The sequence below is a fragment of the Streptomyces sp. NPDC059866 genome (genome assembly GCF_042731325.1).
In the GTDB taxonomy this organism is placed as follows: domain Bacteria; phylum Actinomycetota; class Actinomycetes; order Streptomycetales; family Streptomycetaceae; genus Streptomyces; species Streptomyces flavusporus.
Genome location: NZ_JBHWJT010000021.1, coordinates 38053 through 51322, shown reverse-complemented (window position 1 = coordinate 51322; position 13270 = coordinate 38053). Strand labels below are relative to the sequence as shown.

Annotated in this window: 11 protein-coding genes; 9 read left to right on the top strand and 2 right to left on the bottom strand. The window is 72.8% G+C overall.

Annotation, left to right across the window (positions count from 1 at the left end; translation table 11 throughout):
* Positions 1-120: 120 nt before the first annotated feature.
* The 7 genes from ACFV7R_RS29945 (at position 121) to ACFV7R_RS29915 (ending at position 8531) form a co-directional block, all read left to right on the top strand.
* Complete coding sequence (locus ACFV7R_RS29945; protein WP_385268963.1) at positions 121-954, top strand: DUF2249 domain-containing protein; 834 nt, start codon at positions 121-123, stop codon at positions 952-954.
* Positions 955-1050: 96 nt separating this feature from the next.
* Positions 1051-1554, top strand: coding sequence for a hypothetical protein (locus ACFV7R_RS29940; RefSeq protein WP_385268961.1), 504 nt, complete (start codon positions 1051-1053; stop codon positions 1552-1554).
* 296 nt (positions 1555-1850) lie between these two features.
* Complete coding sequence (locus ACFV7R_RS29935) at positions 1851-3125, top strand: TIGR04053 family radical SAM/SPASM domain-containing protein (protein ID WP_385268959.1); 1275 nt, start codon at positions 1851-1853, stop codon at positions 3123-3125.
* Positions 3106-5727 (top strand): cupredoxin domain-containing protein, encoded by a 2622-nt coding sequence (locus tag ACFV7R_RS29930; RefSeq protein ID WP_385268957.1) that lies wholly within the window; start codon positions 3106-3108, stop codon positions 5725-5727. Before ACFV7R_RS29935 ends, ACFV7R_RS29930 begins: the two co-directional genes overlap by 20 nt.
* Positions 5727-6173 carry a hypothetical protein gene (locus tag ACFV7R_RS29925; protein WP_385268955.1) on the top strand — a complete coding sequence of 149 codons (447 nt, stop codon included), beginning with the start codon at positions 5727-5729 and terminating at the stop codon, positions 6171-6173. Before ACFV7R_RS29930 ends, ACFV7R_RS29925 begins: the two co-directional genes overlap by 1 nt.
* A gap of 34 nt (positions 6174-6207) precedes the next feature.
* Positions 6208-7227, top strand: coding sequence for an Acg family FMN-binding oxidoreductase (locus ACFV7R_RS29920; RefSeq protein WP_385268953.1), 1020 nt, complete (start codon positions 6208-6210; stop codon positions 7225-7227).
* A 302-nt stretch (positions 7228-7529) separates the two neighbouring features.
* Positions 7530-8531, top strand: a complete 1002-nt coding sequence (locus tag ACFV7R_RS29915; RefSeq protein ID WP_385268951.1) for an Acg family FMN-binding oxidoreductase — start codon at positions 7530-7532, stop codon at positions 8529-8531.
* Positions 8532-8603: 72 nt separating this feature from the next.
* Here the strand turns inward: ACFV7R_RS29915 and ACFV7R_RS29910 are convergent, their stop codons facing one another.
* Complete coding sequence (locus tag ACFV7R_RS29910) at positions 8604-9026, bottom strand: pyridoxamine 5'-phosphate oxidase family protein (RefSeq protein WP_385268949.1); 423 nt, start codon at positions 9024-9026, stop codon at positions 8604-8606.
* A 359-nt stretch (positions 9027-9385) separates the two neighbouring features.
* Between ACFV7R_RS29910 and ACFV7R_RS29905 the strand changes: the two genes are divergently transcribed.
* Together ACFV7R_RS29905 and ACFV7R_RS29900 are read left to right on the top strand one after the other, a co-directional pair.
* Positions 9386-10597 (top strand): MFS transporter, encoded by a 1212-nt coding sequence (locus tag ACFV7R_RS29905; RefSeq protein ID WP_385269172.1) that lies wholly within the window; start codon positions 9386-9388, stop codon positions 10595-10597.
* Positions 10598-10645: 48 nt separating this feature from the next.
* Positions 10646-11119 (top strand): hemerythrin domain-containing protein, encoded by a 474-nt coding sequence (locus ACFV7R_RS29900; RefSeq protein ID WP_385268947.1) that lies wholly within the window; start codon positions 10646-10648, stop codon positions 11117-11119.
* A 141-nt stretch (positions 11120-11260) separates the two neighbouring features.
* Here the strand turns inward: ACFV7R_RS29900 and ACFV7R_RS29895 are convergent, their stop codons facing one another.
* On the bottom strand, positions 11261-13000 hold the full coding sequence (locus ACFV7R_RS29895) for a GAF domain-containing protein (protein WP_385268945.1): 1740 nt from the start codon (positions 12998-13000) through the stop codon (positions 11261-11263).
* Positions 13001-13270: the final 270 nt, after the last annotated feature.

Sequence of the window (13270 nt, the reverse complement as noted above, 5' to 3'; positions counted from 1 at the left end):
GTGCGTCCGGCCGCCCCTCGCGGCCGGACGCGGCCTCCGCATCCCCGCCGTCGGCACCCGGAGTGCCATTCCCCGCCGCATCGGCCGGCCGCGCCGGCCTGACCCGCTGGAGACACCGTCATGAGCGAGCTGACCCTCGCCTCGAACCCCGAGGACGCCACGGCCCTGCAATCAGCCGAGGCACACCACGCCCGACTGGCCGGGGAGCTGGCCGGACGAGTGACGATGCTGCTCACCGCCGTGGACCGCGACCCGAGCGCGGCCGAGAAGATCCACGCCGGTCTCGTGGCCTTCTGCGACCGCTCGCTCCTGCCGCACACCGCAGCCGAGGAAGCCGTGCTCTACCCCACCGCCCACCGCATGCGCGAGGCCCGCCTGCTGACCGAGAGTCTGATCGGCGAACACCGCTGCCTCACCGCGCTCGTCGACGCCCTGCGCGCCGCGCCCGATCCGGCGGACGCGGTGGCCGACGCCCGGGCCCTGCAGGTGCTCTTCGAGGAGCACCTGGCCAAGGAGAACGGCCTCGTGCTGCCGCTCCTCGCCATGACGCCCGACGTGAGCCTGGCGGAGCTGCTCGCGGACATGCACCACCGGCTCGCGAACGACTCGCCCACCAAGGGCGCCCCAGAAGATCAGCACAACGAGGAAGGGCACGACATGTACGAAGGGCAGATCGAGGAGACCGGCGGCTGCGGCGGACTGTGCGGCTGCGGCGGTGCGGAGGAGACGAACGAACCCGAACTGGACGTCAGGGACGTTCCGCACGCCCTGCGTCACGCCACGGTCTTCGGGGCGCTCGATGCCGTCCCGGCAGGCACCGCGATGGTACTGGTCGCCCATCACGACCCGCTGCCGCTGCTCGCGCAGATCGAGCAGCGCACCCCGGGGGTGTTCTCGGTGGAGTACCTGGAACGCGGCCCCGAAACCTGGCGGTTGCGCCTCAGCCACCGCTGACCCGACGCCATTCACCCCGCGGCGGCGTGCACATCGCTCCACCCGGCGTGCCGCACCGCCGTACCCCGCAAACCAAGGAAAGAAGGAAGACACGTCATGGACGGATCGCACCGTCGGGCCGGCGCCCTGCTCGGGACGGTCGGTAGAGCCCTGGTGGTCGCCGGACCGGTCATGCTGCTGCGCGGCCGCAGCGCCAGGAAGGAGATCCGCACCGAACTGGCGGCCCAGAAGATCACTTTCCCCGATCACGGGCTGCCCGCCGAACTCGCTGCCCACACCGGCCGTCGTGTGGAAACCGGCCCCGAGGCGCACGCCTACGCCGAGTTCATCAAGGGCAACCTCGCCCATGCCACCGGCGGTCGCACCTACGCCGAGATCACCGCGGAACTGCATGCCGCCGGAGGCGACGACGAGAAGCTCGCCAAACTGCGCCAGACCGCGTTCATGGGCCAGTCCCTGCGCGCCTCGCTGATGTCCGCCTACCAGGCTTGGCACCTCACGACCCTGGTCACGGGCCTGGGCGCCGCACTCACCGGGGTGGGAGCCGCGCTGGTGGCCACCGCGGACGCCCTGACACCCCGCTCCTCTCACCACTCCTGACCCTGGCGCGTCCCCGACGGCCCGTCCGGCCCTCGCACGAAGAGGGACTTTCGGCCCCGTTGGAGAAGACCATCGGCCGCCGCGCCGACCGCCGCCGCCGGTGGATGCTGACGGCGACCGATCCGGAGGTATCCCGTGTACGACCCCATCGACCGCGCCCGAGGCCGATTCCACCGCTGTCGCTCGCGGTGGGTGCCGCGCACGGTCCGGCCCGGTCATCGTCCGGCCGCCCGCCTCGTCTGCCCTGACTCCAGGGCGGCCGGACACACCCTCAGGGCGCTGGGAAGGGCCGTGCGATGAGCGCTCCCGCCCATGTCATCCGCCGCCAGCGGCACAACGCGGGGGAACGGCCGTTCATCGTCATCTGGGAGTCCACCCGGGCCTGCCCGCTCGCCTGCCTGCACTGCCGGGCCGAGGCCGTGCCCGAACGGGACCCGGGGGAGCTGGACACCGCTGCGGCCAAGGACCTCCTGCGCCAGGTGGCCGCCTTCGGGCAGCCCGCCCCGCTGTTCGTGATCACCGGCGGCGACCCGTTCCAGCGCCCCGACCTGACCGACCTCATCGCTTACGGCCAGGAGGCCGACGTCCGCGTCGCCGTCTCCCCCTCCGGCACGCCGACGCTCACCGAGCAGCGGCTGCGGGAGCTGCACGCGGCCGGGACGGTCGGCCTCTCGCTCAGCCTGGACGGGTCAACCGCCGAACTCCACGACGGCTTCCGCGGGGTGCCCGGTGTGTTCCGCTGGACCCTGGACGCCTGGGACGCCGCCCGCGCCCTCGGCATGAAGGTGCAGATCAACACCACGGTCGCCCGGCACAACCTGCACGACCTCCCCGACATCGTCCGCCTCGTCGCCGAGCACGGCGCGATGCTGTGGAGCGCCTTCTTCCTGGTGCCGACCGGCCGCGGCCGGAGCCTGGGCGCACTGACCCCCGGCGAGGTGGAGGACGTCCTCAACTTCGTCTACGACGTGGGCCTGACCGTGCCCGCCAAGACCACCGAGGCCCACCACTTCCGCCGCGTCGCCCTGCAGCGCCAGATCCTCGCCGACACCGGCGACGACCACGTCGCGATGCTCGGGCTCGGCCCGCTGTACCGGGAACTGCGCAAGCGGGCCGCCGAGTTGGGCCTGGACGCAGGAGCGCGCCGGGTACGGCGCCCACCCCTGGACGTCAACGCCGGCCGCGGTTTCGTCTTCGTCTCGCACACCGGCACCGTGCACCCCAGCGGGTTCCTCCCGCTGGGCGCGGGAAGCGTGCGCGAGACACCGCTGACCGAGATCTACCGCTCCTCGGAGCTGTTCACCGGCCTGCGGGACGCCGACCGGCTGGGCGGCCGGTGCGGGGCGTGCGAGTTCCGCCGGGTCTGCGGCGGCTCGCGGTCCCGCGCCTACGGGGTCACCGGCGACCCCTACGCCGAGGAGCCGTGGTGCGGCTACCGGCCCGGATCCTTCCCGTACCAGCGGCAACTGGCCGCGCTGCTGTCCGGCGGCGCCGGCGCGGAAGTGCCCGTTCGTCCTCGTCCGACCGCCGCCCCGGGCGGCAAGGAGCACCGTGTACAGCAAGAACGATGACCCGGCCGCGGGCGGTGGCCGCCCGCCCAGCAGGTTCAAGGCGTCCGGACTGCGCAGCCGGCACCTGGCCGCCCATGTCCTGGTCGCGGCCTGGGTGGCGCTCGCGCTGCTGGCGGCGAGCGCCCAGCAGACGCTGCCCGCGGCACGCTGGCTGGCCATCCACCTGTTCCTGCTGGGTGCCGCCACCACCGCCATCGTGGTGTGGAGCGAGCACTTCGCCGTCGCCATGCTCCACGCCCCGCTGCCCGACCGGCGCTGGAGCAACACCCGGCTGGCCGGCGTCAACGTCGGCGCCCTGGGCGTCCTCACCGGCATATGGACCGACCTGCACGTCCTGACCGGCGTCGGCTGCGGGCTGCTGATCACCGCGGTCGGCGCGCACCTGGTCGTCCTCGTCCGCATGGGCCGGGGCGCGCTGGGCGGACGGCTCGCCCCGATCGCCGACTACTACCGGGCCGCCGCGGCGGCACTGATCATCGGCGCGGTACTCGGCTGGCTGCTGGCCACCGGCAAGGCCGGCCCGCACCACTACAGCGGGCTGAAGCAGGCCCACGTGCACGTCACCCTCCTCGGCTGGATCGGACTGCCCGTCCTGGGCACGCTGTTCATGCTCTGGCCCACCGTGCTGGGCGTACGCATGGCCGAGCACACCACCCGGCTGGCGCGCTGGGTGCTGGTGCTGGCCGCGGGCGGCCTGCTGACCGCCGTCGCCGGACTGTCGGCCGACTGGCGCCCCGCCGCCGTACTGGGCATCGCCCTCTACGCGGCCGGTGTCGCCGTCGCGGCGCACCTGTTCGCCCGTACGCTGCGCCGACGGCCCGCGATCTCGGCGGCCGCCGCGTGGATGCTGGCCGCAGCCATGGGATGGCTGCTGGTCGGCGTGGTCGTGGACCTGGTGCTCCTGGCTGCACGGCCGCTCGCCGAAGTACGGGACGACTTCGGGTCCCTGGTCCCGGTACTGCTCGTCGGGCTCGTCGCGCAGGTCCTCATCGGGGCGCTCACCTACCTGCTGCCCATCGTGCTCGCCGGCGGTCCCAAGGAACGGGCTTCGCTGCGGGCGGTGCTGGAGGGGGGCTGGGTGCCGCGGCTGGTCGTGCTCAACCTGGGCGTGACCCTGTTGGCGCTGCCGCTTCCCGGCTCCGTCGGCTCGGCGGGCATGCTGCTGGTCGGGGCGGCCGGGGTCGCGTTCCTCGCTCTGGTGGTGCGTGTGCTGGTGCGCAGCGGGCGGGGGCTGTTCACGGACGGGGACGAGGCCGGTGTCTCGCGGCGGCCCGTCCTGTGGGGTACCGCCGCGGGGGTCGTACTGACCGTGCTGGCCGTGCTCGTGGCCAACAGCGGCGGGGACACGAGCAGCCAGGCGAGCGGTGCCGGGACGGCGGGCGCGGGCGCCGGGACCACCCGCACGGTCGCCGTCACCCTGGCCGACATGCGCATCCGCCCGGCCCGGATCGAGGTGGCCGCGGGTACCTCGATCCGGCTGGAGGTCACCAACACCGACGCCCAGCGCCACGACCTGAAGGTCGAGGACGGCCCTGCCACACCGATGCTCGCCAAGGGGCAGACCCGCGTACTCGACCTCGGACAGGTCACCAGGAGCCGCGAGGCGTGGTGCACCCTGCCGGGCCACAAGGCGGCCGGGATGACGATGGACATCGTCGTTACCGGCGACACCAGCGAGACCAGCGGCGCCAGTGCGCACGACGGCCACTCCGCGACCACGACCACACGCGGCCCGGACCTCTCCGCCGACTTCTCCTCGGGCTGGCAGCCACGCGATGCCGACCTGGCTCCCGCGCCCGGCGGGACGGTGCACAAGGTCGAGCTGCGCGCCGCGCACACCACGGTCGAAGTGGCTCCGGGAGTGAAGCAGCAGATGTGGACCTTCGGCGGGTCCGCACCCGGCCCCACCCTCCACGGCAAGGTCGGCGATGTCTTCGAGGTCACCCTCGTCAACGACGACGAAGGCATGGGCCACGGCATCGACTTCCACGCCGGCTCCCTCGCCCCCGACAAGCCCATGCGCACCCTCCAGCCCGGCGAGCGCCTGGTCCACCGGTTCCGCGCAGAGAAGGCCGGAGCGTGGCTGTACCACTGCAGCACCGCACCGATGCTCCAGCACATCGGCAACGGCATGTACGGCGCCGTCGTCATCGACCCGCCCGGGCTGAAGAAGGTCGACCACGAATACGTGCTGGTCTCCTCCGCGCTCTACCTCGGCACGCCGGGCAGCACCGCCCAGGTGGCGAAGACGACCAACGGCACCCCGGACGCCTGGGCGTTCAACGGCATCGCCTCCCAGTACGCCGAGCGGCCCCTGAAGATGAAGGCCGGTGAGCGGGCCCGCTTCTGGGTCATCGCCGCCGGGCCGTCCGACGGCATCGCCTTCCACATCGTCGGCACTGTCTTCGACACCGTGTACAAGGAGGGCGCCTACCTGCTCAAGCCCGACCAGCCCGGCGGCTCGCAGGTGCTGGACCTGGCCACGGCGCAGGGCGGCTTCGTGGAGACGACGTTCCCCGAGGCCGGCCACTACTCCTTCGTCGACCACGACATGCGCCACGCCGAAGCCGGCGCGCACGGCACCGTTGAGGTGAGTGACTGATGGACACCGTCGGCCTGTGGTCCCTGGTGCGGTTCGTGCACGTGGCCGGCGCCGCCCTGTGGGTCGGCGGGCAACTCGCCCTGTCCCTGGTGATCCTGCCGCTGGCCCGTCGCATGCTGGCACCGGAGGCAAAGGACCGCTTCACCGCCGCGGCGGGCCGCCGCTTCGGGATGCTGACCGGAGCGGTGTTCCTGCCGGCGCAGCTGGGCACGGGCTGGGCCCTGGCCTGGCACAAGGGCGTCACCTGGGCCTCCCTCACCGAACCCGGCTACGGCCGCACCCTCGCGGCCAAACTCGCCCTGTTCGTCCTGGTGATGCTCGCCGCGGCCGGTCACGGCATCGCCCACGCCAAAGGCCGCGCCGAACTCGCCCGCATCCTGGCGGTGGTCTCCCTCGTCGGCTCCCTCGGCGTCGTCCTGCTGGCCACCGCCCTGCCCGCCACCTGATGCGCGGCCACGACGAAGAGAAAGAGGAGGCATCATGCGCACCCAAGCACGGCTGGACGCCGCCACCGTGGAGCCGCTCCTGGCGGCGGCGGTGGCAGCCCCGTCGATCCACAACACCCAGCCCTGGCGCTTCCGCCTCGACCACGACAGCCAGGCTCTGGAGGTCCATTCGGCGCCGGAGCGCACCCTGCCGCTGACCGACCCGATGCACCGCGCCCAGTATCTGTCCGTGGGCGCCGCCGTCTTCAACCTCCGCCTCGCCGCCGTCCATCAGGGCCGGCGGCCGGAGGTGAGGCTGCTGCCCGATCCTCGCGAACCAGGATTGCTGGCCACCGTACGACTGACCGGCCCGCTCGGCGCCGACGACCAGCCCTCGGATCCCGGTCTCCACGAAGCCATCGCGCGGCGCCGCACCAGCCGGAGGCCGTTCACCGGCCGACCCGTTCCCGAGCCGATCGTGGCGGAGATGACGGCAGCCGCCCACGCCGCCGGCGCACGCCTGCACATACCGGACATCGCCGGAACACGGCGCCTGCTACGCCTGACCACCCAAGCCGAGGCACGCAACCACGCCCACCCCGACCGCACCGCCGAAACCCGCACCTGGCTCACCGCCCCGGGAGCAGACACCCCCTACGGCATCCCCGTCACCGCCCTCGGCCCGCCCGACGCGGCCCGGCGGATGCCGATGCGGGACTTCACCGGCGGGATCCCCGCCTTCCGCCTACCCGCCCTGTGGTTCGAACGCCACGTCCAGGTGGCCCTGCTGTGGACCCCCCACGACCGGCGGGACGACTGGTTGCGCGCGGGCCAGGCCCTGCAGTACGTCCTGCTCACGGCGACCGCGCACGGCCTGCGCACCTCACTCCTGCACCAGGCCATGGAATGGCCCGACCTGCGAGCAGCGACGGCCCTCCCGCGACACAAGCGGTGCCATCCGCAGATGCTGATCCGGTTCGGCTACGGACCGGACGGCGGCCGCACTCCGCGAGCACCCGGGTACTGCGCTGCCCGTCCCGCAGCACCGTCTGCGACCGATGCCGAAGCGAGTTGACCACGCGGTCTTCGCGGTGCTCCGCAGAAAAGGAACACGACGCGCTGGCCGCGTCGGCCCGCCGCAATGCGGATGGGCCTCCTTCCCGGGCCGTTCGGCCCTGCAAGGAACGGCACGGCTCGGACGTCGCCGATCCCACGCCACCAGCAGACGCAGGACGGCACCCGCGGACTCCTTCTGCGTCGACCTGCCCGCCGACCGAGGCCGCAAGGCCCGCAGCGGAGGGCCGGGCAACCCTCCCCCCGAACGGGACTGCGGGGCAGGGTTGACGCAACGGAGGAGAACCTGGCGAAGGAGCCGCGATGCAGACCCGGGAAGTCGACGCCCCAGCCGTTCAGGCCCTGCTGGCCGCGGCGGTGGCGGCGCCGTCGATCCACAACCCACAGCCCTGGCGGTTCGGCCTGCACCCGGACAGCAGGTCGATCCAGGTCCGCATCGACCGGGGGCGAGGGCTGCCGATAACCGATCCCCAACCGCGCGCCCAGTACCTGTCGGTGGGCGCGGCCGTCTTCAACATCCGGGTGGCCGCAGAGCACTTGGGCTGGAAGCCCACGGTCCGGCTGCGTCCCTCCGCGGACGATCCGGACCTGCTGGCCACGGTGCAACTGACCGCGACCGGCACGGACGGGCAGCCGTCCTTGCGGGATCTGTACGGGGCGGTCGAGCGGCGCCGCACCAGCCGGATGCCCTTCACGGGCCGCCCTGTGCCGGACTCCATCGTGACCGGGATGATCAGCTCGGCTCGGGCCGAAGGCGCGCACCTGGAGGTCCCCGGCATCATGGCGGCCCGGCGTCTGCTGCGCCTGACGGCGGCGGCCGAGGCCCGCAACGCCGGCCACCCGGCCCGCACGGCCGAGGTGCGTGCCTGGATCACCGCCCCGGGGGCGGACGCCGCCTACGGCATCCCCCTCACGGCCCTGGGGCCGCAGGATGCGTCCGGGCGGATACCGGTGCGGGACTTCACCGGCGCGCTGCCCGCGGCACGGCTGCCCGCCCTGCGCTTCGAACGCCATGCTCAGGTGGCCCTGCTGTGGACGTCCCACGACGGGCGGGAGGACTGGCTGCGGGCGGGGCAGGCTCTGGAGCGCGTGCTGCTGACGGCGACCGTGCACGGGGTGCGGACCTCGATGCTGCACCAGGCGGTGGAGTGGCCGGACCTGCGGGAGGCGATGGCCGGATCGAGGCAGCGGTGCAGCCCACAGCTGCTGATCCGTTTCGGGTACGGCCCGGACGGCGCGCGTACGCCCCGCGCCTCCGCAAACGGGGAGTCGGGTGACCAAGGGGTTATCGGGCGGGCGGAGTGACTTTGCGCCCTCGGCCCGGGCCCCTGCCTGCGCCGGAGGTGTCAAGACTCCGCGGTGGCCGGAGGCGGAGCCTCACTGCGTGCCGGGCGCTCCCCTGAGTTCGCGTCCGGTGACCATCTCGGACTCGATCCGTACGAACACCGACTCCCGCAGGGGCATCCAGGAACTCGGGCCGGTCTGCGTCAGGCGCTCGTGCTCGGCGGGATCGGTCACCACGGTGGCCCGTCCGGTGACGACCACGCTCCAGCCGGACCGGGTCGCCGCGTCGAACTCGTCCGTCTCGAAGGCGACCACGACGCCGTCGATGGCATCGACGAGATCCGAGGCCGGCGAGGTGCACAGCAGGACCGAGGCGTCCGGGCCCAGGGAGAAGTTGATGGGGAGGACCGCGGGCAGTGCCTGTCGGGTGTACACCACGCGACCGACCGGCACCTTGGCCAGCAGGCGCAGGCACTCCTGTCGGTCGAGTGCGCGAAAGCCGTCTGTCTGGAACATCAGTCCATCGTCCCCCGCCGGCGATGGGTGGGGTAGGGCCGACCGGCCCTACCCCCTCCGTGACAGCGGCTGCATGCGGCGGTCTCGGGTACGCGCGGCCGTGGGAGGGACGGACGGGTCCGCACCCGGGGCCTGTCCGGCCCCCTGCAGGGACTGATGGCCCATGCCGCCGGCGAACCCGGCCGCGGACAGTGGTCACGGGACGCCGTCGGACAGGCAAAGGGCCTGCCGCGCGCATGCGATCCCGGTGGCGCCGTACCACCATGCAGAGGAAAGGGACGGACAACATGGTCCAGCCGTTGAAGTCGAAAGGTGACGGCTCACCGTCAGGTGCTCCGGTGTCCGGCCGGGCATGGCTGATGCTGGCCCTGGCCACGATCGGTTTCGCCGTGAACTTCTGGGCGTGGGCGCTGCTGAGCCCGCTGGGCCCGCGGTTCAAGGACAACCTCGACCTGTCGTCGTTCGAGCAGTCGCTGCTGGTGGCGGTGCCCGTCGTGGTCGGCTCGCTGGGCCGCATCCCGGTGGGCGCGCTGACCGACCGGTTCGGCGGACGGGTCATGTTCCCGATCGTGTCCGCGGCCACCATCGTCCCGGTCCTTTACCTCGGCCTGGCCGGACACTCCTCGCTCGCCGCCCTCCTGATCGGCGGCTTCTTCCTCGGCATCGGTGGCACCGCCTTCGCCGTCGGCGTGCCCCTCGTCAACGCCTGGTTCCCGCCCGAGCGGCGCGGCCTGGCCATCGGCGTCTTCGGCGCGGGCATGGGCGGCACCGCGATCAGCGCGCTGACCACCGTGAAGCTGGTGGACGCGAACACCATGGCGACCCCGTTCCTGATCACCGCCGCGGTACTCGCCGTATACGCCGTGGCCGCCGCGCTGCTGCTGCGCGACGCACCCGGACGCACCGTGCCCACCGAGCCGCTGGGACGCCGACTGGCCGCCACCGCCCGCCTCGGCATCACCTGGCAGGCGTCCGCCCTGTACGCGGTGGCCTTCGGCGGCTACGTGGCCTTCTCCGTGTACCTGCCCACCTACCTCAAGACCGGCTACGGCCTCACCCAGGCGGACGCCGCGAACCGGATGGCCGGGTTCGTGCTGCTCGCGGTGGCGATGCGCCCGATCGGCGGCTGGCTGTCGGACCGGCTGGGCCCGGTCCGGGTGCTGGCCGGCTCGCTGGCCGTGGTCGTCGCCGGAGCGGTGGTGCAGTCGTTCACCCCGGCCCTGGCCCCGGTGGGCACGATCGCCTTCCTTTCCATGGCCGCCGCGCTCGGCGCAGGCAGCGGGGCGACCTTCGCCCTGGTGGCCCTGCTGACCCCCGCCAACCAGGTCGGCTCGGTCACCGGCGTCGTCGGCGCCGCGGGCGGCCTGGGCGGCTTCCTCCCGCCGCTGGTGATGGGCTCCCTGTACGGGCAGTACGGCACGTACGCCGCCGGCCTCGCACTGCTCGCGATCGTGGCCGCAGCGGCACTGGCCTACACCCTCACCGGTGTCCGCACCGCCGTCCACGGCGGCGACCGGGCTCCGCGTACCGGGCACGGGCGCCGGCACCGCACCGCGCACACCACTGTGTGAGAACACGCAGCTGAGAACGACGGACCGAAGAAGTAAGGAGCATCACCGGTGTGCGAGTACTGCGGCTGCCAGGCACTGGAGACCATCGACGAGCTGACCCAGGAGCACGAGAGAGTGGTGACGCTCATCAGCCACGTACGCGACGCCCGGCGCGACGGCGCGATCGCCCGGATGGCTGAGCTCGTGCGCGAGATCGCCTCCGTGCTGGGCCCGCACACCCAGGTGGAGGAGCACGGACTGTTCCCCGCGATGGCCGAGAAGTTCCCGGAGCAGATCGCCGCGCTGGAGGCCGAGCACCGCCGCATCGAGTCGGTTCTGGCCGAGGCGGACGGACCGTTCCTCACCGACCCGGGCTGGCCCGACCGGCTGATCGACACCCTCGACCTGCTGCGCGAGCACATCCTCAAGGAGCAGGACGGTGTCTTCCCGGCAGCGCTCGCCACCCTCGGCACCGAGGAGTGGGAAGCGGTGGAGAAGGTGCGCGCAGAGGCAGGCAGCGCCCTGTCCCGGCCGGCTGCCTGACCGCTCCCTCACGGCCCACCGCCGGACAGACCCGGCGGTGGGCCGCCCGTGCGCCGCACATCGGCCGGCCGGACTGCCCCATTGGTCGGCTTCGACTCCGAAGACGCCGGCACCAGCGCCCTGACTGCCCCACCATGGGGCTCAGGCTTCGCCCTGTGCGGGGAGGGGCACTGTCCATTCCACGATGGTGCCGGTGGGCTCGTTCGGCGTGAGGGTGAAGCTGCCGCCCAGGTCGGTGGCGCGCAGGCGGAGGTTGTCCAGGCCGCTGCGGCGGGTGACGGCCGGATCGATGCCCCTGCCGTTGTCGGCGACGCGCAGGTGGAGCCGCGTGCCGTCCGTCTCGGCGGTGACCTCGACGGAGGTGGCGTGTGCGTGCCGGGCGGCGTTCGAGAGCGTCTCGCGCACCACCGCCAGCAGCTGCTCGGCATGACCGGCGGGGACGTCGGTGTCCAGCAGGCCGGTCATGCGCAGGGCGGGAGTGAAGCCGAGTACGGCGGCCGCCTGGTCGGTCTCGGCCAGCAGTTTCCCGCGCAGACCGCCGCGGCCGTCGGCACGGTCGCGCTCGCGCAGTGCGTAGATCGTGCCGCGCACGGTCTTGATGGTGTCGTCGAGGTCGTCGACGACCCGCTGCACACGCTCGGCCACCTGGGGCCGGTCGGCGATGCGGCCCAGTACCGAGTTCAGCGTCAGCCCGGAGGCGAACAGCCGCTGGATGGCCAGATCGTGCAGGTCGCGGGCGATGCGGTCGCGGTCGGACAGGACCATGAGGTGCTCGGCCTCGCGCCGGTGCTCGGCGATCTCCAGCGCGAGTGCGGCCTGGTCGGCGAACCCGCTGATCATGCTCATGGTGGCCTCGGAGAACTCCGTGCCGCCGACCAGGTTGGCGACCTGCAGAACCCCGCGCACGTCCTCGCCACCGCCCAGCGGGAGCAGGAATCCCGGCCCCAGGCCGATCTTGGCCGCGGAGCCGCCCCCGGCCTGCGGCTCCTCCGACAGGGCAGTGCTCGTGATCCGCTCGTTGGACTGGTAGACCTTCGCGGCCAGCGTGGCCGTCGGCAGGACCAGCCCGCGCACCAGCTCGGCGCCTTCGCCCTCGGCAGCCTCGATCACCAGTTCGTCGCCGCCGTCGAGCGGTACCGCCAGCGTCACCAGATCGGCGCCCGACAGTGCCCTGACGGTGGCGGCGATCTGGTGCAGGACCCGGTCCGGGTCGGTGCCCGACAGCAGGCTGCGGGTCAGGTCGCTGCTCGCCGCCAGCCACTGCTCGCGGCGCCGGGAGTCCTCGTACAGGCGGGCGTTGTCGATCGCGACGCCGGCCGCCGCCGCGAGCGTGCGCAGCACCGCCTCGTCATCGTCGTCGAACTCCGCCCCGCCCCGCTTGTCGGTCAGGTAAAGGTTGCCGAAGACCTGGTCGCGCACGCGCACCGGCGCCCCGAGGAACGTGGTCATCGGCGGATGCCCCTCGGGGAAGCCCACCGAGTCGGGATGACGGCCCAGGGCGGACAGGCGCAGCGGCTCCGGTTCGCGGATCAGCAGCCCGAGGATGCCCTTGCCCTCGGGATAGTGACCGATCGCCTCGATGGTGCTCTCATCCACGCCGACCGTGATGAACTGCCGGATCTTCCCCTCTTCGCCGAGCACTCCCAGGGCCCCGTACTGGGCGTCCACCAGGGTGACGGCGGACTCGGTGATCCGGCGCAGCACCACGTCGAGATCCAGCTCGGTGCCTATGGAGAGGACCGCGTCCAGCAGCGTGTGCACCCGGTCCCGGGTCGCGCGGACCTGCTCCACCTGGGCCTGCAGACCCTCCAGCAGCTCGTCCAGCCGCAACTGGGGCGCCGCCCGGACGCCCTTCCGCCCCTGTGCCGGACTCTCCGCCATCCTCACTCCCTCCGGAAAAGGTGCCGCTGGCACCTCCCCATCATGCCCGAACGGCCCTGTCGGCACCCGAACGCCAGTGTTGAACGCGACCGTCCCGGCAGCCAGACCCTATGGCCCTGCGGCGCCTGTGACGGCAGCGCTGTACGAGCCGAGCCGTCGCCGTAGCCATGCCACCCACTGTCGGTTGACACCGACTCCGCGAAACGGGCATGCCGGCTTCAAGCGCTCTCCAGGTCTTCTGGGAGGGCAGCCGTGGACGACGTGCAGGGC